Below are 18821 nucleotides of genomic sequence, written 5' to 3' on the forward strand. Positions count from 1 at the left end.
ACGGGGGCACGGCCACTGTGGAAACCAGCGGGTTTACGTCGCCGACCGGCGGCCCAGCGTGCGGTGCGAGCGGGTGACCAGGGCCGCCAGGAGCGCCGCGCCGAGCGGCACCGCGATCAGCAGGGCCCCGATGGTCTCCCACGGGATGACGATCGGCACGTACGGTACCGATCCGTCGCCCCACCCCGACGCATACATCTGCCGATACTGGTCCATTTGCTCGCGCCGCTCGGTCAGCCGCAGCCCCACGGCCGGCAGCACGCCGGCCGCCGAACCGAGCACCACCCCCATCACGGCGACCACACCGCACTGGAATCCGCTGAGGGTCCTGCGGACCCGGGGCGGGGCGCCGACCGAGGAGAGCGTCTTGAGGTCCGCTTCCGCGTCGGCCTGGGCGAGACCGGTGGCGATACCCGCGGCGCCGATGGTCACCAGTCCGGCGAAGACCGTCAGCGCCAGCAGCACGATGCTGTACCGGCTGGAGTAGCCGTGCTCGACGAACAGCTCGACCTCGGACCCCACCTCGTTGCCGGTCTTGGCCAGCTCGCTCTCCAGCCGCTGCTCCTGGTCGGCGCTGGGCGCCTGGGTGGTCGAGTAGTACGCGCCGGTCGGCGCGCTGCCGAAGCCGGCGGCCTCGGCCGTGGCCGCCGTGAGCAGCACCGAGACGCCGTAGGACCGGGAATCGCCCGGCACCTGGTACGCGGGGAACTTCTTGATCTCGCCCGGCAGCGGCTCGTCGTTCATGAGCGCCTTCTCCGCCTTTTCGGCGTCGGCGGCCAGGACGATGGAGATCTCGCCCTTGGTGTCGACGGCCGGCTTGTGGAGCGAGACGATCTTGCCGTCCGCGAGTGCCTTCGCCGCGCCCGGATCATCGATGCCCAGAACCTTGAGCAGCTCGGCGTCACCGACGATCACCTGATTGAGGCCGCGGCCGTAGAGCGGGTCGTTCTCGCAGCGCCAGTCCTTGTTCAGCTTCCGGAGCTGGGCAGGGGTGAACACCTCGCTCTCGTCCTTGTCACCGGTCTCCATCAGGGGGCACTTGTTGGCCTCCGGGATGATCACGTCATACGTGCCGCAGCCCTTTTCCACGTCGTGCCAGGTGCAGGAGGGCCCGCCGACGGTGAGCCTGCTGACCGGAGCCCGTACGTCGACCGGCAGAGTCTTCTCGACGGCGCTCCGGACGGTCGTGATGTCCCGGGGGTCGTTCCCGTAGAAGTTGATCTCGACCGCCCCGCTGGGCAGCCGCGGCACGTACTCGGCCCGGCCCTGCACGTCCTGGCTCGCCGAGTATGTGGAGATCGCCACTGTGCCGGCCACCGCGGCCAGTACGGCGGCCACCGCGGGCGCCGTGCGCCCCCGGTTACGGACGGCGTCGCGCAGCGCGAGCCGGGGCGACAGCGGGAGCCATGTACCGATCTTCCCGAACAGGCCCACCAGCGCGGGCGTCATCGCGATGACCCCCAGCTCGGCTATCACGCTGCCGCCCATGACCAGCATGGTCTGCTTCGAGTACAGCGCTCCGTACAGCGCGACGGCCGCGCCGAGCAGGACCGCGGCCAGCCCCAGGGCAGGCAGTACGCGGTTGCTCCGGCGGATGCCCCGACGGCCGGTGAGCGAGGCCAGCACCGATTCCCGGGACGCGGTGATGGCCGGTACGAGCGCGGCCACCAGGCCGGTGATCACCGCGACCAGCGCGATGGCGAGCAGCTCCAGCGGCCGGAACGACAGGCCCCCGAAGCGCTGGCCCAGATAGTCCTCCAGCAGGGGACGGAGGGCCGCGGTGAGGGCGATACCGAGGACCGTACCGGTGACGGCCGACACGACCCCGATCACCAGACCGCCGGCGAGCACGATGGCCCGGATATGGCTCCGGTCACCGCCGTTGGCGCCCACCAGACCGAGCTGACGGCGCGAGCGGCGGGCGCCGACGGCGAAGGCGGCCCCGGCCAGCAGACAGATCTCCATGACGGCGAGGCCGACGATCGTGATGAGGACGGCCTGTTCGGAAGTGCTGGTCCCGGAGCCGTAGTCGTATCTGCCACTCCCGTCCTCGCGCTGGTAGAGCGGCACATCGGCGTCGGCGGGCGGATTCAGCACCACGGCGCGCGACTTGACCAGGACACCTTGGGCGTTGGCCTCCTGCACCATGTTCCACGTGAAACCATCGGCCGCGCCGATCAGCAGGGTGGAACTCGGAGTGACGGAGTCCCTCCCCTCGGCCTTCATAGCCTTGCCGAGCGGGGCCAGCAGCGCGCCGGGCAGGACGTTGACCTGGTCGGATTTGAGTTCGCTGGGCAGTTCGTACGAGCCGACGATCCGGAAGTCCGCGTCCAGTCCGCGTGCGGTGAGCTTGGAGCCCACTTTCAGACCGCTTGTCTCCAGGAAATGCGTGGTCACGGCGGCCTCGCCGGCCTTCTCCGGGAAACGGCCGCTCCTGAGCGTCATGATGCCCCGGGTCATCGGGTCCGCGGCCTTCAGCTCGCGGACCTCGGCGTTCAGCAGCCCCTTGGCGGTGCGGAGCTTCGCGTAACCCCGGGTGTCCGTGAGGGACTTGGCGCCCGACGGGACGGACTTCACGAGATCCGCGTGACCGTCCGGCAGCTGCTCGGAGCCGTCCCCGTCCTCCGTTTCCTCCTTCGCCGCCCGGTAGTTCTGGGAGTCCGGCGACTGGAGTATGGGCTCGCCCGAGTAATGGGGGTCGATGAACCGCGCGGCGGCGGAGCCCAGATCGCGGGTCAGCTCCTGCTCGGTGGTGAGGGAGGCGCTGCGGATGGTCAGATCCATCGCGCTCACCCCGACGACGGGCAGGGCGATCATGGTGAGGACGAGAAAGCTGCGTCCTTTGAAGCGCCAGGCGTCGCGGCGGGCGATCCGGATCGCGGCGCGCCAGGAGTGGAACAGATTGCTCACAGCTCGGCCGCCTGGCCGGTCAGCAGCGAGTCGGCCTCGGCGCGCAGCGTCTGGTCCACGACCGAGCCGTCCCGTACGAAGACCACCCGGTCCGCCCAGGCGGCGAAGCGCGGCTCATGGGTGACCAGGATGCCGGCCGCGCCCGCGTCGCAGCGGCTGCGCAGCAGGGCGAGCACGGACTCGCCGGTCTCGGAGTCGAGGGCGCCGGTCGGTTCGTCCGCGAGCACCAGCCGGCGGTCGCCGACGAGCGCCCGGCAGATCGCCACGCGCTGCTGCTGGCCGCCGGACATCTCGTCGGGGAACCGGTCGGCGAGCTGTTCGAGTCCCATCTCCGTCAGCGCGGCCAGGGCCTCGACGCGCGCCTTGCGCGCGGAGGTGCCGTCCAGCTCGCGGGGGAGCGCGATGTTCTCGGCGGCGGTGAGGGCGGGGATCAGGTTGTAGTCCTGGAAGACATAGCCGATGCTGCGGCGGCGGATGGCCGCGAGCTGCTTCGGGCTCGCGGTGGTGATGTCGGTGCCCTCGACGATCACGCGGCCCGAGGTGGGGGAGTCGAGGCCGCCGGCGATGGTCAGCAGCGTGGACTTGCCCGAGCCGGACGGGCCCATGACGGCGACGAGTTCACCGGGGAACACGCTGAGGTTGACCCCGCGCAGGGCGTGCACCTCGGTGGGGCCGCTGCCGTGGACCCGGGTCAGATTCTCCAGCTGGAGTACGGGCAGCTGCCCGTCATGCGACCGGGTTGGCTGAGGTGACGGATGGGGCTGAGGTGACGGATGAGGCTGTTGTGACGTGCCGGGCATGACGGTCCCCTTCGGGGTGGTGGAGGCATGTACGCGAAAGAACGAGGCGGCCACGGGCATTGCGGTGCCGACGCCGTGGTGCCTCTGTGCGATCACCGTCCTGCCGGGGCGGGGACACGGCGGGCGGGCGAATCGAGGTGGTGCGGGTGTGGAAGGTGCGTGGGCGGGTGTGGTGCGGGGTGCGGGCCGGCGTGGCGCCGGTGCGGTGTGGTGGGAGACGTTCGGGTGGTCGGATGTGGTTCGGGTGACGGGACTCTTTTCTTCACCACCGCCACCCCCACCACCGCCACCCCCGGCGCCACCACCCCAGCGCCACCCGGCCACCAGGGCCGGGGCCGCGAACCGCTAGGGGGTCTGCCCGGCGGCTGTCGCGGCGTCCGCCGCCGGGTCCGCCGCTGGGTCCTCAGCGGCCGGCGGCACGGCCTGCCGCGCGGCGGCCACGGGCTCCGTCAGCGAGAGCCGGACCAGCCGGGACTCGCAGTGGTCGAGCCAGCGGGCCTCGGCCTCGGTCTGGAAGATCAGCTGCTCCAGCACCAGCAGCCAGGCCACCTCGTCCCGGTTGGTCGGTACGGCGGCCAGCGCCCGCGCCTTGAGCCGGGTGTAGTCCTGCATCGCCCGGATGGTGTGGTGCCGCTGCGCCTGGATGACCGCCCTGATGTCGACCCCCGGCGCGCCCACGGCCATGGCGAGCTTGATCGCCAGCTCGTCGCGCGGCGGACTGGCCCGGTCGACCGGCGTACGGAACCAGGAGTGCAGCTCCACGCGCCCGGCGTCCGTGATCAGGTACAGCGAGTGTCCCGCCGCGTCCTCGCCCTCCTGCACGACCAGGCCGTCGCGCTCCAGTCGGTTGAGGGTCGTGTACACCTGACCGACGTTGAGCGGCCAGGTGGAACCGGTGCGGGACTCGAACTCCGAACGGAGCTGCGAGCCGTACCGCGGCCCGTGTTCCAGGAGGGCGAGGAGTCCGTGGCGAATCGACATACTGAGTATGTTGGGGGATGGAGGTGGTTTTGAGCAAGCGACTTGAGACGGATCCCGTAAGTCCGCCGTAAGGACGACGGCGCGGTCAGCAGCGCGGTCTCGGTGTGGTCAACGGCCTGGTCAGCGGCGCCTGAGCCGCAGCCCCAGGAAGCCGATCCCGAGCCCGGTCAGCAGAAAACCGGTCCCCAGAGTCAGCACGGGAACCGGCCGTACCGCCGTCTGCGTCAGTGCTCGTGAGGAGCGCCGCCGTCCGGCGTCCGGGGGAGGTTCACCGGGTGCGGCGGACTCCTCCCACGCGTCCCCCGCCGCCTCCTCGTCGGGCAGCCACCGCGCCCCTTCGTCACCGCCCCCGTCGCCGCCCCGGCCGCCCGCCGCGTCGCGTGACGGCGAGGGCGAGGGTGAGGGCGAGGGGGACGGTGAGGGCGACGTACGGGAGCCGGTACGGGTACGGGACGGCGCCGCCGGAGCCGAGGACGCGGACGAAGCGGCGGACGCGGCCGAGGTGGCGGAAGACTGGCCGGCCGGAGTCGGTGACCGGCCGGGCCGTCCGGAAGCAGGAGGCCTGCCGGGCCGCGCGCCCGTCCCGGGGTCCTTCCCGGCGCCCGGGTCCGTACCGTCCCTCGGGCCCTCGTCCTCGCCCTCCGCGTCCCCGTCGTCCGTATCTCCGTCCCTGTCCCCATCCCCGCGGGCGGGGCCGTGGGCGGGGCCAGGGGCGGGCGAAGCCGCGGCGGAGGGCGGTGCGGACGCGTCGGCCAGGGCGTCGGTCGCGCCGGGTGCGGTCAGCAGCAGCGCCGCGACCGCGAGTGCGCAGGGTGTACGGAGCCTCGGGGTGACCGACTTCACCGGTTCAGCGTCACACGCGGCGACAACTCCGGCATCTTGTACAAAGAGGAGTGAACAGGCGCTGGGCGCCCGCCCGGCCTACTCGGGGTTGCCCGTCGAGATCGTCAGCTCGAACTCCTGGTCATTGGGGAGGACCGCGCTGCCCGAACTCGGGTACTGCTCGATCACGGTGTCCTCGGCGTACTGGCCGTTGTCCACTTCCTTTATCGGCGACTTCCACTTCCAGCCGGCCGCGCGCAGGCAGTCCTTCACCGAGAGCAGGTCCTTGTAGCGCAGATCGGGCGCCGACACCTTTGACGGATCCAGCCCGTCCGTCTGCGCGTTCGAGCAGGCGGACGACTTGATGGTCCGGTTCCGCTCCGGATCCCGGTGGCCCGCCGCCGCGGGCTTCGAGGCCGAGGAGGCGGAAGGATTCGACCCGGCGTCGTCGGACGTGTCCTTCTTGTCGTTCAGCTGGGTGAGCAGGCCGCCGATCGCCAGCAGCGCCACCACGATCGCCCCCACGATCACCAGCGTGTTCCGCCTGCCGTTGCCCCCACTGCCCGCCGCGTTCCCGCCGTGGCCGGCCCCGGCCCCCATCGTCTGCTGCGGCGCCATCATGTACGGCTGCCCGCCCTGCCCCATGGAGGGCGCGGTCGGATACCCGACGGGGCCCGCCTGCGGATAGCCGTATCCGGGCGCCGCCTGCATCGGGACCGGCCCCGGAACCGGTCCCGAGATCGGCCCCTGGACCGGACCCGGGGCCGGCGTTGGCGGTCCGTACGGTCCCGGCTGGTACGGCGCCTGGACGACGCCCTGCGGCGGCTGCGCGCCCTGCTCCACCGGCGGGAAGACCGCCGAGCCCACGCCCGAGCCGCTGGCCTGCGGGGCGGTCGGCACGATCGCCGGAGCGCTCGTCGCCTGCCCGGCGGCGAGCACACGCAGGCACTCGTCACGCATGCTGTCCGCGCTCGGGAAGCGTTCGTTCGGGTTCTTCTTCAGCGCCCGCGCGACCAGCGCGTCCATCGCCGGGGTGACCGAACGGTTGATGCTCGACGGCGCGACCGGCTCCTCCTGCACATGTGCGTACGCGATGGCCAGCGCCGAGTCCGCGTCGAACGGCAGTCGGCCCGTGAGCAGTTGGAAGAGCATGATGCCGACCGAGTACAGGTCCGAACGGGCATCGACCCCGCGCCCCAGCGCCTGTTCGGGCGAGAGGTACTGCGGGGTGCCGACGACCATGCCCGTCTGCGTCATCGAGGTGACGCCCGACTGCATGGCGCGCGCGATGCCGAAGTCCATGACCTTGACGACGCCGCGCTTGGTCATCATCACGTTGCCCGGCTTGATGTCCCGGTGGACCAGCCCCATCTCGTGGCTGGCCTCCAGGGCCGCCAGCACATCGGCGGTCACCTTGAGGGCCTTGTCGGCGGGCATCGCGCCGTACTGGGCGACATCGGCGTTCAGCACGGAGCCGAGCGGCTGCCCCTCGACGTACTCCATGACGATGTACGGCATGAGCGCGCCATCGAGCTCGTCCTCACCCGTGTCGAAGACGGAAACGATGTTGGAATGCGACAGCTTCGCAACAGCTTGCGCCTCACGCCGGAAGCGCTCGCGGAAGGACTGTTCGCGCCCCAGCTCCGTGTGGAGTGTCTTGATCGCGACCTGCCGGTCGAGCGCCGCGTCGTACGCCAGATATACGGACGCCATGCCGCCCTCGCCGAGGAGGTCACGCAGCTGGTAGCGGCCACCTGCGACCGAACCCCCCGCGTAGCGGCCCTGTGCGCCGTTCTGGCTCATGATTTTGCTTCCCCCTCGGCGTCCTGACACGGTGATCCCAGCGCGGCTTCGCTCGGTCCTACGTGCGGATCCCGCCATCCTGGCCAAGTCTGCCCCAGGGCACCGACACGTCAAGCGAGGTGCCCGTTCCGTGACCGTAAGCACAGCAAGCGTCTCGGAAGCGTTACAGGAAAATCATGGAATTTGCACGGGTACCGGTCCAAGAGGTTTCATGGCCGGTCCATCCTGGACCGGCGTGTCACACAGAGGCTGTAGCGTGATGTGGCATAGCCACCCCTGAGACATCCCCTGAGAAACACAGACCCACCGCGGACCGCGCGCGCGGTCATCAAGCGGACAGAAACGACGGCGAGGACTGATGGCACCCGAACCCGAAGCAGGCGGCGGAGTGTCGGATGCGGCGGACTCCTGGGGCGACAACGGACTGGTCGGCGGGACCGTCGGCGACGGCCGTTACCGCATGACCCACCGCCTCGGCCGGGGCGGCATGGCCGAGGTGTTCGCGGCCGAGGACGTACGGCTCGGACGCATCGTCGCGGTGAAGCTGCTCCGCGGGGATCTCGCCGAGGACCCGATCTCCAAGGCCCGCTTCACGCGCGAGGCGCAGTCGGTCGCCGGGCTCAACCACCACGCGGTGGTGGCGGTGTACGACTCCGGCGAGGACACGCTCAACGGGCAGACCGTCCCGTACATGGTCATGGAGCTGGTCGAGGGCCGCACCATCCGTGAGCTGCTGATCAGCGCGGATCCGCCGCCGCCCGAGCAGGCGCTGATCATCGTCTCCGGGGTGCTGGAGGCGCTCGCCTACTCGCACGAGCACGGCATCGTGCACCGCGACATCAAGCCGGCGAACGTGATCATCACGGACGCGGGCGCGGTCAAGGTGATGGACTTCGGCATCGCGCGCGCCCTGCACGGCGCGCAGTCGACGATGACCCAGACCGGCATGGTCATGGGCACGCCGCAGTACCTCTCCCCCGAGCAGGCGCTGGGCAAGGCGGTCGACCACCGCAGCGACCTGTACGCCACGGGCTGCCTGCTGTACGAACTCCTCGCGCTGCGGCCCCCGTTCACCGGCGAAACGCCGCTCTCCGTGGTCTACCAGCACGTTCAGGACATTCCCGTGCCGCCCTCCGAAGCCTCGGACGTGGCGCCGCCGGAGCTGGACGGCATGGTCATGCGCTCGCTGGCGAAGGAGCCGGACGACCGGTTCCAGAGCGCCGAGGAGATGCGCGGCCTCGTCCAGTACAGCCTCCAGATGCTCCAGCAGCAGGGCGGCTACACCGGTACGTGGAACACCGGCCCGGTCGACTCGCACGGCGCCGGCGGTACGGCGGCGATGGGCATGGGCGCGACGACCGCGATGGGCTACCCGTCGCACGGCGAGACCGCCCAGGGCGCGATCCTGCCGCCGATGAACCCGAACGACGGCGGATACGACGGCGGTCACTACGGCAACGGCGGCGGTCAGTACGGCAACGGCCAGTACGGCAACGGATCCGGCGGCGGCAACCGCGGCAAGATGATCCTCTTCGCCGCGCTCGCGCTGATCGCGATCGTCGTGGGTGTCGCGTTCGCCGTGAACAACATGAGCGATACGGGCACGGACAACAAGAAGACCGAGCAGAGCAGCACCCCGAGCGAGACGAAGACGAGCGAGAGCCCGACGCCCACGGAGACGGAGCCCTCGGACGAGCCCACGCAGGACAGCTCGACCGGCGGCAATCAGAACCCGGGGGGCTTCAACACCCCCCGCTACACGCCGTCCTACCCGCAGAAGAGCGAGGAGCCGACGTACACGCAGCCCACGGACACCGACACGCAGCCGTCCGATGACGGTGGCAACACGGACGAGGGCGCGGACTCCGGCGCCTCCGCCGGCACCACGGAAGGCACGGCCAACGCGGGCACGGACAACGGCGGTTCGGCCAACGCGGGTACGGACGCGGGTGCGAACGCGGGGACGGACAACGGCGGTTCGGCCAACGCGGGCACGGACGCGGGCACGAGCACGGGGACGGACGCCGGTACGGGGACGAGCGCGGGCACCGGCGGCTGACCTGGCCGCGGGATCCGCAGTAGTACGGAGGGGGTGACGGGCGAGCTGCCTGTCACCCTCTCCGCGCGCGTGCCCCCTCCATACGTCCCGCGCGTGTTACCCGCCCGGTCTCACCCGGCGAACGCCTCGCACACCGCGTCGTACTCGCGCGTCCACCACACGGCCAGCGCCGACACCGCCGCGAACAGCGGGTCCGCCCGCCGGTCGTCCAGCTGATAGCGCCAGCGCAGGATCCAGAAGTCGTTGAGGCGCTCCCACCAGACCCGGTGCACCGCCGCGGCCAGCTCGGCGGCGCAGGTGCCGGCCGCGCTCCGGTACGCGCGGGCGTACGCCCGTACCTTCGTCAGCTCCAGCTCGCCCGTCGGGCGGACGAAGAAGATCGCGGCGGCCCGTACGACCTCCTCCGCGCGCGGCTGCACGCCGAGCCGGTCCCAGTCGACGATCGCCGCCGGTTCCGCGCCCCGGTAGAGCAGGTTCAGCGGGTGGAAGTCGCCGTGCACCCAGCCGGTGGCGGGCACGGCGCCGGGCGGCGGGCGGCGGTGGGCGTGCCGCTCCAGCAGCCCCCGGCGCTCGACCAGCCGGTGCTCGGCGAGCCGGTCGAAGACATCCGCGTGGGTCCGCCCGCGCGCCAGGAGCAGCAGCTCGTCGATGAGGGCGAGGGTATCGGCGGGGTCGGGGCTGAGGTAGGGGAGTTCGCTGAGGCGGGAGAGGGCCGTGGGGCTGTTCGCCGGGCCGGTCGCGGGACCGGCCGCCGGGTGGGCCGTGGCGCCGTACGCGGGGCCGGTCGCGGGGCTGTCCGCGAGACTCGGCTCCATTACCTCGTCCAGCCGGGTGTGGACCAGCCCGAGGAGCCCGCCGAGCCGCCGGGACGCGTCGGCCGTCAGCTCGGCGCCGTCGCGGTGGCGGCCCTCGATCCACGGATGCAGGGCGTAGCAGCGGCCGCCGATGACCGCGACGGTGTCGCCGTCGGCGCTCTCGACGGGCGGCGCGACGGGCACACCGAGCTTCTGGAGCCGCTGGGTGGCGCGGTGCTGACGGGCGATGGACACGTGGTCCCCGTCGAGGTGGTGCTTGAGGAAGTACGCGCCGTGGGTGGTGCGGAGGCGGTATCCGCGGTTGAGGAGCCCTTGGGCGACCGGTTCGCAGGACACGGGATCGCCGGCGTTGCGGTAGCGGCGGAGCAGCGTACGTAAGGGGAGGCCCGGGGGGCCCGCGCCGTGAGAGGCGTGTGGGGTGGTTGAGGCGGCCGAGATCGTGGGGATGGCCGGGATTGCGGGGGCGGTGGGGGCGCTGGGGATGGTCGAGACAGCGGTGATGGTGGAGATGGCCGAGATGGTGGAGATGGTGGTGATCTGTGGGGTCCGCCGGGTGGCGGAGGCGGGCGGTGGAATGACAGCGGTCGCGGCAGGCGCAGCGATTTCATATGAGCGCAGCACTTGCCAGATGTTAGATCACGCAGCGTGTTGACTCTGTCGCTCGCGGGCGTATTCGATCATATGTACGATGACAAACTGGGGCTCAAGTCGCATAAAGACGGGCACAAATGCTTCGCCGTCCACGGAATTCGGACTTGAATCAAACAGTTCGATTTCCAGAGCGGTCGGATCGACCAGTTCGGCGGTGCCGGTGAACTGCACCGACCAGAGGTTCTCCTCGCCGCTGCCGAAGTTGTCTGCGCCGTACGCCACCACCCCGCCGCCGCAGGCGCGGTGGTAGCCGGTGCCGGCGTGCATCCGCAGCAGCACCGAGCCCCCCGTGACCACATGGCGGGCGGGCGCCATCAGGGGCATGGCCCGCATGCTCGTCGCCACGTGCCCGTGCGACACGCGGTTGAGCAGCTCTATGGCACGGAGTTCCTCGGTGGACATGGTGTCCACTCTGGGTCACGGGAGGGGGGCTTCACCAGGGGAGGCGGCCCCTCAAGCCCGGGACGTTGGTCCCGATTGGGATGGATACGGACGCGGTACTGGCGCGGTAGGGAGCGTACGGACGTGGTGTGAGCATGTTGCGGGCGCGGTGCTCCGCTACGTACCGTCACTCCTTCACGCTTCTTCGTACGTACGCGTCAGCGCTTCTCCGCCTGGATCCGTGCCACAAAGGCGGCGGCCTGCGAGCGCCGCTCCATGCCCAGCTTCGCGAGCAGGCTGGAGACGTAGTTCTTGATCGTCTTCTCCGCGAGATGCAGTTGCTCGCCGATCGCCCGGTTCGTCATGCCCTCGCCGATCAGATCGAGGATCCGGCGCTCCTGGTCGGTCAGGTCGGCCAGCCGGTCGTCGCCCTTCGGGTCCTTGCCGTTGCGCAGCCGTTCCAGCACGCGGGCCGTCGCCACCGGGTCCAGCAGGGAGCGCCCGGCCGCCACGTCCCGTACGGCCGTCAGCAGCTCGTTGCCCCGGATCGCCTTCAGTACATAGCCGGAGGCGCCGGCCATGATCGCGTCGAAGAGCGCCTCGTCGTCCGCGAAGGAGGTGAGCATCAGGCACTTGATGTTCTCGTCCCGCGAGCGGATCTCCCGGCAGACCTCCACCCCGCTCCCGTCCGGCAGCCGGACGTCCAGCACCGCCACATCGGGTCGGGTCGCCGGGATTCTGGCCATCGCGTCGGCCGCCGTACCGGCCTCTCCGACGACCTCGATGTCGTCCTCGACCGAGAGCAGCTCGAAGACGCCCCGGCGGACGACTTCATGGTCATCAAGCAGGAATACCGTGATTTTTCCCTCTTCTCGCACGAAATTCAGTCTCACACACTCACCCCTTCCCTGCCGCTGATCAGCGGGATAACGTGCCGGTGTTCCGGCGTCCTGCGAGGCTGTGACCAGTGGTTGTACCGGACTTTGCGGATTTACTTGGAAATCCAAGCAAAATTGCAGGTCAAATGGGGTTTCGCAGTAATGCGGACTACTGGGTAACGTGCTTGTGACAGAGAGTCCGCCGGGGCACCTGTCACGTCTGTACGGCCCGGTCGCACCCACCCCGTGCGTAAGGACCGCGCAGGCGCAGCCGCACTGGTTCCCGGCGGATCCCGGGGGCCGGACAGACGGAGGAGCACGCACGTGACCGTGGAGAGCACTGCCGCTCGTAAACCGCGACGCACCAGCGGGACGGGCGGTACGGCCGGGGCTACCGGGACCACCGGGACCACCGGGGCGACCGGGACGGCTGGTACGTCCGGGACGACGTCCGGGACGAGCCGCGCCGCCGCCAAGAAGACGTCGCAGCCGAAGCAGCAGGCGAAGCCGAGGCAGCAGAAGTCTCAGCCGAGGCAGCAGCAGAAGCCGCAGCCGCAGCCTCAGCCGACGTCGGAGGCACCGCCGGCGCCGCAGACTTCCGAGCCCCCCCTCGTACAGCTGCTGACCCCGGAGGGCGAACGGGTCGAGCACCCGGAGTACTCCGTCGACCTCAGCCCCGAGGAGCTGCGCGGGCTGTACCGCGACATGGTGCTGACGCGCCGCTTCGACGCCGAGGCCACCGCCCTCCAGCGCCAGGGCGAGCTGGGGCTGTGGGCGTCGCTGCTGGGCCAGGAGGCCGCCCAGATCGGCTCGGGCCGCGCGCTGCGCGACGACGACTACGTCTTCCCGACCTACCGCGAACACGGCGTGGCCTGGTGCCGCGGGGTGGACCCGACGAATCTGCTGGGCATGTTCCGCGGGGTGAACCACGGCGGCTGGGACCCCAGCACCAACAACTTCCACCTCTACACCATCGTCATCGGCTCCCAGACCCTGCACGCCACCGGCTACGCGATGGGCATCACCAAGGACGGCGCGGACTCGGCCGTGATCGCGTACTTCGGCGACGGCGCGTCCAGCCAGGGCGATGTCGCCGAGTCGTTCACCTTCTCCGCCGTCTACAACGCGCCGGTGGTGTTCTTCTGCCAGAACAACCAGTGGGCGATCTCCGAGCCGACCGAGCGCCAGACCCGGGTGCCGCTCTACCAGCGCGCGCAGGGCTTCGGCTTCCCCGGCGTCCGGGTGGACGGCAACGACGTCCTCGCCTGTCTGGCCGTGACCCGGGCCGCGCTGGAGCGGGCGCGGCGGGGCGAGGGCCCGATGCTGGTCGAGGCGTTCACGTACCGCATGGGCGCGCACACCACCTCCGACGACCCGACGAAGTACCGCGCGGCCGAGGAGACGGAGGCGTGGCAGGCCAAGGACCCGATCCTGCGGCTGCGCCGGTATCTGGAGCGGGTGGGCGCGGCCGACGAGGCGTTCTTCGCGGCGCTGGAGGCGGAGAGCGAGACGCTCGGGAAGCGGGTAAGAGACGTGGTACGGGCGATGCCCCAGCCGGACCGCATGGCGATCTTCGAGCATGTGTACGCGGACGGGCACGCGCTCGTCGACGAGGAGCGCGCGCAGTTCGCCGCGTACCAGGCGTCGTTCGACGAGGGCACGGCCGATGGCGCGGCGGCAGAGGGGGCCAACTAATCATGGACGTACAGACTTCGGCGACTTCGGTCACTTCGGTCACTTCGGTGACTTCCGTACAGAAGCTGCCCATCGCGAAGGCGATCAACGAGTCGCTGCGCAAGGCCCTGGAGACCGACCCCAAGGTCCTGATCATGGGCGAGGACGTCGGCAAGCTCGGCGGCGTGTTCCGGGTGACGGACGGCCTCCAGAAGGACTTCGGCGAGGACCGGGTCATCGACACGCCGCTCGCGGAGTCGGGCATCGTCGGCACGGCGATCGGGCTGGCGCTGCGCGGCTACCGGCCGGTGGTGGAGATCCAGTTCGACGGATTCGTCTTCCCAGCGTACGACCAGATCGTCACCCAGCTCGCGAAGATGCACGCCCGCGCGCTCGGCAAGATCAAGATGCCGGTCGTGATCCGGATCCCGTACGGCGGCGGCATCGGCGCGGTCGAGCACCACAGCGAGTCGCCCGAGGCGCTGTTCGCGCATGTGGCGGGGTTGAAGGTCGTCTCGCCGTCGACGGCGTCGGACGCGTACTGGATGATGCAGCAGGCCATCCAGAGCGACGACCCGGTGATCTTCTTCGAGCCGAAGCGGCGCTACTGGGACAAGGGCGAGGTCAACACAGAGGCCATCCCGGACCCGCTGCACCGGGCGCGGGTGGTGCGCGAGGGCACGGATCTCACCCTGGTGGCCTACGGGCCGATGGTGAAGGTCTGTCAGGAGGCCGCGTCGGCCGCCGAGGAGGAGGGCAAGTCGCTGGAGGTGCTCGACCTCCGGACGATGTCCCCGATCGACTTCGACACGATCCAGCGGTCGGTGGAGAAGACGCGCCGGCTGGTCGTCGTCCACGAGGCGCCGGTCTTCTACGGCTCGGGCGCGGAGATCGCCGCCCGGATCACCGAGCGCTGTTTCTACCACCTGGAGGCGCCCGTGCTGCGGGTCGGCGGCTACCACGCGCCGTATCCGCCGGCGCGGCTGGAGGACGAGTACCTCCCGGGCCTGGACCGGGTGCTCGACGCCGTCGACCGCTCGCTCGCGTACTGAGGAGTGCCGTGACCATGACTGCTGACACGTCCACCGACATGTCGACGGACACGTCCACCGACATGTCCGCTCGCTACCGCGAGTTCAAGATGCCCGATGTGGGCGAGGGTCTGACCGAGGCCGAGATCCTCAAGTGGTATGTGAAGCCGGGCGACTCGGTGACGGACGGCCAGGTGGTGTGCGAGGTCGAGACGGCGAAGGCGGCGGTGGAGCTGCCCATTCCGTACGACGGGGTGGTGCACGCGCTGCGTTTCGCCGAGGGCACGACGGTCGATGTCGGGGAGTCCATCATCACGGTGGACGTGGCGCCGTCGACGCCGTCTGCGCCGGAACCGGCGGCACCGGCGGCACCGGCGGCACCGGCCGAGAAGCCTCCCGTCGAGAAGCCGGCGGCCCGTACCCCGGTCCTGGTCGGATACGGGGTGGCCGAGGCGTCGACGAAGCGCCGCCCGCGCCGGGGGGTGGCGGTCCCCGAGCAGCAGACGCCGACCCTGGCGCCCCCGCTGAACGGCCACGCCGCGACCGCCGTGGCCACCCCTGCCGCCGCCCCTGTCGCTACCTCTGCCGCCGGCTCCCGCCCCCTGGCGAAGCCGCCCGTACGGAAGCTCGCCAAGGACCTCGGCGTGGACCTGGCGACGGTCACGCCCACGGGCCCGGACGGGATCGTCACGCGGGAGGACGTACACGCGGCGGTGGCGGTACGGGAGCAACCGCTGCCCGGGGCCGACCGCGCACCGGAGGCGGACCGGGCGCCGACCCCGCCGCCGACGATGGCGCCGGTTCAGCCCGAGGCCGCGCCTGTCGCGGCGGCTCAGGGCCGGGAGACCCGTACCCCCATCAAGGGCGTACGGAAGGCGACGGCGGCGGCGATGGTCGGCAGCGCCTTCACCGCGCCGCATGTCACGGAGTTCATCACCGTCGATGTGACGCGCACGATGAAGCTGGTCGAGGAGCTGAAGTCCGACCCGGACATGGCGGGCCTGCGCGTCAACCCGCTGCTCCTCATCACCAAGGCGCTGCTGGTCGCGATCAAGCGCAACCCCGAGGTCAACGCCGCCTGGGACGAGGCCAACCAGGAGATCGTGGTCAAGCACTACGTCAACCTGGGCATCGCGGCGGCGACCCCTCGCGGCCTGATCGTCCCGAACATCAAGGACGCCCACGACCGGACCCTGCCCCAACTGGCCCAGGCCCTGGGCGAACTGGTGGCCACGGCCCGCGAGGGCCGCACCACCCCGGCGGCCATGCAGGGCGGTACGGTCACCATCACCAACGTCGGCGTCTTCGGCGTCGACACGGGCACGCCCATCCTCAACCCGGGCGAGTCCGCGATCCTGGCGGTCGGCTCCATCAAGCTCCAGCCCTGGGTCCACAAGGGCAAGGTGAAGCCCCGTCAGGTCACCACCCTGGCGCTCTCCTTCGACCACCGCCTCATCGACGGCGCCCTGGGCTCCCGCTTCCTGGCGGACATCGCGGCCGTCCTGGAGCGGCCGAAGCGCCTGATCACCTGGGCGTAGAGCGCGGTCCGACCGATGCGACAGCGATCCGGCGCGACGCCGGCCCCTTGCCCGGGGCCTGCGCCGCGCCGGACTTGTGTGCGAGCATCGGTGAAACCGCGCCCAGGGGAGGCGCGGTGGGCGGTTGAGGGGGACAACACATGAAGGCCATACGTGCGAGGCACTTGCTTGTCGCGATGGCGGCCATCGCGTTATTGGTGAGTGCCGGTCCGTCCGATGATGTGACGGTCGGCCAGGACACGAAGGACCTCTTCCGGAAGGCCGCGGGCGAGGTGCTGGAGCGCCGTACGGCGGCTCTCCTGGACGGCGAGTCGACCCGCGGCTCCGCCGACGGTCCCGTACACATCAGTACGGAGGCCGCCGCGAAGGAGGACTCGGCGGTCGCGAAACTCTCCCGCTTCAGGGACGAGCTGGCCGAAGCGGGCGAGGTCTACGCGTCGGCCGATATCGAGACCGAGGTGCACTCCGTCACCGTGTCCGGCGCCACCGCGACGGTGGGCATCACCGAGACGACAACGCTCGCCTACAAGGGGGACCGCGGCGCCGAGCCCCCGAGCACGGCGTTCCAGGCCAAACACACATTCGTCTACGACCTGGGTTCCGACGGCACGTGGTCCCTGATCTCCGCGGATCCGGTCGACGAGGGCGGCCCCGCGGCGGTCAACCAGGTGGCGGGGACGCCCACGTAACGGTGTTCCTACTCGGGTGGAACTGAGTATCTGTGCTCTGACCGCCATCCGGGTGAGCCGGAACGATGAACCCATGAGCAAAGGACTGCGGAACCCTGTTGTCCGGCCCCTGGTGACCTTGGCGCTGGCCGGGCTGGCGATGGCGCTGTGGGCGGCCTGGCTGGGCTGGGACCAGCTCCGCGACGAGCACCCCGACGGCTCCACGACCGGCCCGTACGAGGCGTGGCAGGTGATCGGGCTCGTACTGACCCTGCTGCCACCGCTGTACTGGGCGGCGTCCCGCCAGTACGTCGTACCCGCGGTCCTCGGCACCACCGCCGGGCTGACCGCGGCGGCCTTCTACGACTGGTCGGACGACGCGAGCGGGCTCTTTGTGATCGGGGTGGGCATGATCACGATCGCCACCCTGGTCACAACCAGCATCATCGCGCTCCTGATCGCCTCCACAAAACACAACCCCACAGACACCACCCCCACCCCCCACACCACCTGAGCCCGCCGCTCCCGCGCCGGGTCTGGAACCCGCGCCCATATCGAGGAAGGGGCCGCTCGGGAACGCCGGTGTTCGGCGTTCCCGAGCGGCCCCTTCCTTTGCGGGCGCTCTTCCCGGGCTCGTCCGGGTCGGTCCCCCGGACTCGCTCGGATCAGTCGCGCTGCGCGGCCGTCGGGAGTGTGCGCAGCTGCATTGTCTTCGCCGTGGTCGAGCCGAAGCCGTAGTCGAGCATCTTCGCCGCGTCCGTGTAGCGGGTGGAGCCGTTCAGGACGACGCCGACGAGCGTCTTGCCGCCGCGCGTGGCCGCGAAGACCAGGCAGGGACCCGCGCTGGTGCCGGTGCCGGTCTTGATGCCGACGGCGCCCTTGTAGGAGCCGAGCAGCTTGTTCGTGTTGTACCAGGTGTACGTGCGCTTGCCGCCCTTGCTGGTCGGCGCCGTTCCCTTGTACGACGTGGCCTTCACGACGGTGCGGAAGGTGGACGTCTTCATGGCGTACTGGGCGATCTTCGCGAGGTCGCTCGGGGTGGTGTAGTTCTTCCCGGCGCTCGAAATACCGTCGAACGAATCGAAGTTGGTGTTCTTGAGCTTCAACTCCTTCGCCTTGGCGTTCATCTTCGCGATAAACGACTTCGTACGGGCGGCGTTGGTGGAGCCGGTGCCGAAGGTGTCGGCGAGCGCGTAGGCCGCGTCGCAGCCGGACGGCAGCATCGTGCCGTACAGCAGCTGACGGACGGTGACCTTGTCGCCGGTCTGGAGATCGGCGGTGGAACCGCCCTGCTTCACGACGTAGTCGCGGTACGCCTTCTTGACGGTCACCTTGCGGTCGAGGTCGACGTTCTTGGTGCTGAGCACCACGGCGGCCGTCATGATCTTCGTCGTGCTGGCCATCTGACGGCGCGTGTCGGGCGTCTTGCTGAAGAGCGCGGTCCCGGCGTCGTTCAGCAGGTAGGCGCCCTTGCTGCCGACCGTCGGCTTGGTGGCCGCGTGTGCCGGTGCGGCCAGGGCGGAGACGGAGAGCAGCGCGCCGGCGGTGAGTGCGACCACGGCGGCCCTGCGCGCACCAGGGTGACTGGATATCAAAGGAACACTCCGAGTTCACAAATGCATTGAAATGCGACGAAGGTGGACCCCTTCTGGAAAAGGGTCCCGCTATGAGACGCGTGAGTGTGCCGAAGGGATGTACAGATTTTCCGACCAGATATGGCCTTCGCTGATCCAGTGTGGCGGTTATGAGGTTATTTCCGTACAGACGCTCGATGGGAATGAGGGGGCTCGCGGCCGCCAAGGGGGAAGTA

At 70.2% G+C, this 18821-nt stretch carries 15 protein-coding genes; 6 read left to right on the forward strand and 9 right to left on the reverse strand.

Going from position 1 to position 18821, the window contains the following annotated elements; genetic code table 11:
- Positions 1–33 precede the first annotated feature (33 nt).
- The 5 genes from DVK44_RS16050 to DVK44_RS16070 form a co-directional block, all read right to left on the reverse strand.
- Positions 34–2910 carry an ABC transporter permease gene (locus tag DVK44_RS16050; protein ID WP_114660294.1) on the reverse strand — a complete coding sequence of 959 codons (2877 nt, stop codon included), beginning with the start codon at positions 2908–2910 and terminating at the stop codon, positions 34–36.
- Entirely contained in the window at positions 2907–3710 is an 804-nt protein-coding gene (locus DVK44_RS16055; protein WP_114665165.1) for an ABC transporter ATP-binding protein, read from the reverse strand. The genes DVK44_RS16050 and DVK44_RS16055 overlap by 4 nt, the downstream gene beginning before the upstream one ends.
- 345 nt (positions 3711–4055) lie before the next feature.
- Entirely contained in the window at positions 4056–4691 is a 636-nt protein-coding gene (locus DVK44_RS16060) for a PadR family transcriptional regulator (RefSeq protein WP_114660295.1), read from the reverse strand.
- Between the two features lie 120 nt (positions 4692–4811).
- Positions 4812–5534 carry a hypothetical protein gene (locus tag DVK44_RS16065; protein WP_114660296.1) on the reverse strand — a complete coding sequence of 241 codons (723 nt, stop codon included), beginning with the start codon at positions 5532–5534 and terminating at the stop codon, positions 4812–4814.
- Between the two features lie 78 nt (positions 5535–5612).
- Positions 5613–7316, reverse strand: coding sequence for a protein kinase domain-containing protein (locus DVK44_RS16070; protein WP_114660297.1), 1704 nt, complete (start codon positions 7314–7316; stop codon positions 5613–5615).
- Positions 7317–7674: 358 nt separating this feature from the next.
- Between DVK44_RS16070 and DVK44_RS16075 the strand changes: the two genes are divergently transcribed.
- On the forward strand, positions 7675–9375 hold the full coding sequence (locus tag DVK44_RS16075; RefSeq protein WP_114660298.1) for a protein kinase domain-containing protein: 1701 nt from the start codon (positions 7675–7677) through the stop codon (positions 9373–9375).
- Positions 9376–9485: 110 nt separating this feature from the next.
- Here DVK44_RS16075 and DVK44_RS16080 read toward each other — a convergent pair whose 3' ends face one another.
- The 3 genes from DVK44_RS16080 to DVK44_RS16090 all read right to left on the reverse strand — a co-directional run bounded on the left by DVK44_RS16080 (position 9486) and on the right by DVK44_RS16090 (position 12100).
- Positions 9486–10628, reverse strand: a complete 1143-nt coding sequence (locus tag DVK44_RS16080; RefSeq protein WP_408055401.1) for a phosphotransferase — start codon at positions 10626–10628, stop codon at positions 9486–9488.
- A gap of 198 nt (positions 10629–10826) precedes the next feature.
- Positions 10827–11243, reverse strand: coding sequence for a pyridoxamine 5'-phosphate oxidase family protein (locus tag DVK44_RS16085; protein ID WP_114665167.1), 417 nt, complete (start codon positions 11241–11243; stop codon positions 10827–10829).
- A 197-nt stretch (positions 11244–11440) separates the two neighbouring features.
- A complete protein-coding gene (locus DVK44_RS16090) occupies positions 11441–12100 on the reverse strand; it encodes a response regulator (RefSeq protein WP_114660299.1) in 660 nt (219 codons plus the stop codon).
- A 324-nt stretch (positions 12101–12424) separates the two neighbouring features.
- Here DVK44_RS16090 and pdhA point away from each other — a divergent pair, with 324 nt between their 5' ends.
- From pdhA to DVK44_RS16115, 5 genes are all read left to right on the forward strand, one after another.
- Positions 12425–13795 (forward strand): pyruvate dehydrogenase (acetyl-transferring) E1 component subunit alpha, encoded by a 1371-nt coding sequence (gene pdhA / locus DVK44_RS16095; RefSeq protein ID WP_114660300.1) that lies wholly within the window; start codon positions 12425–12427, stop codon positions 13793–13795.
- A 2-nt stretch (positions 13796–13797) separates the two neighbouring features.
- Positions 13798–14826, forward strand: a complete 1029-nt coding sequence (locus tag DVK44_RS16100; RefSeq protein WP_114660301.1) for an alpha-ketoacid dehydrogenase subunit beta — start codon at positions 13798–13800, stop codon at positions 14824–14826.
- A 14-nt stretch (positions 14827–14840) separates the two neighbouring features.
- Positions 14841–16343 carry a dihydrolipoamide acetyltransferase family protein gene (locus tag DVK44_RS16105; protein WP_408055323.1) on the forward strand — a complete coding sequence of 501 codons (1503 nt, stop codon included), beginning with the start codon at positions 14841–14843 and terminating at the stop codon, positions 16341–16343.
- A gap of 140 nt (positions 16344–16483) precedes the next feature.
- Positions 16484–17032, forward strand: a complete 549-nt coding sequence (locus tag DVK44_RS16110) for a hypothetical protein (protein ID WP_162793850.1) — start codon at positions 16484–16486, stop codon at positions 17030–17032.
- Between the two features lie 73 nt (positions 17033–17105).
- Positions 17106–17525, forward strand: coding sequence for a hypothetical protein (locus DVK44_RS16115; RefSeq protein WP_114665168.1), 420 nt, complete (start codon positions 17106–17108; stop codon positions 17523–17525).
- Between the two features lie 151 nt (positions 17526–17676).
- Here DVK44_RS16115 and DVK44_RS16120 read toward each other — a convergent pair whose 3' ends face one another.
- Positions 17677–18570, reverse strand: a complete 894-nt coding sequence (locus DVK44_RS16120; protein ID WP_228447177.1) for a D-alanyl-D-alanine carboxypeptidase family protein — start codon at positions 18568–18570, stop codon at positions 17677–17679.
- Between the last annotated feature and the right edge of the window lie 251 nt (positions 18571–18821).

The organism is Streptomyces paludis (assembly GCF_003344965.1).
In the GTDB taxonomy this organism is placed as follows: Bacteria; Actinomycetota; Actinomycetes; order Streptomycetales; family Streptomycetaceae; genus Streptomyces; species Streptomyces paludis.

What these genes read in the sequence shown, in the direction of transcription:
- DVK44_RS16055 (WP_114665165.1), bottom strand. Translation starts at nt 3,710, where the DNA reads ATGCCCGGCACGTCACAACAGCCTCATCCGTCACCTCAGCCCCATCCG.
- DVK44_RS16060 (WP_114660295.1), bottom strand. Translation starts at nt 4,691, where the DNA reads ATGTCGATTCGCCACGGACTCCTCGCCCTCCTGGAACACGGGCCGCGG.
- DVK44_RS16070 (WP_114660297.1), bottom strand. Translation starts at nt 7,316, where the DNA reads ATGAGCCAGAACGGCGCACAGGGCCGCTACGCGGGGGGTTCGGTCGCA.
- DVK44_RS16075 (WP_114660298.1), top strand. Translation starts at nt 7,675, where the DNA reads ATGGCACCCGAACCCGAAGCAGGCGGCGGAGTGTCGGATGCGGCGGAC.
- DVK44_RS16085 (WP_114665167.1), bottom strand. Translation starts at nt 11,243, where the DNA reads ATGTCCACCGAGGAACTCCGTGCCATAGAGCTGCTCAACCGCGTGTCG.
- DVK44_RS16100 (WP_114660301.1), top strand. Translation starts at nt 13,798, where the DNA reads ATGGACGTACAGACTTCGGCGACTTCGGTCACTTCGGTCACTTCGGTG.
- DVK44_RS16105 (WP_408055323.1), top strand. Translation starts at nt 14,841, where the DNA reads ATGACTGCTGACACGTCCACCGACATGTCGACGGACACGTCCACCGAC.
- DVK44_RS16110 (WP_162793850.1), top strand. Translation starts at nt 16,484, where the DNA reads ATGAAGGCCATACGTGCGAGGCACTTGCTTGTCGCGATGGCGGCCATC.
- DVK44_RS16115 (WP_114665168.1), top strand. Translation starts at nt 17,106, where the DNA reads ATGAGCAAAGGACTGCGGAACCCTGTTGTCCGGCCCCTGGTGACCTTG.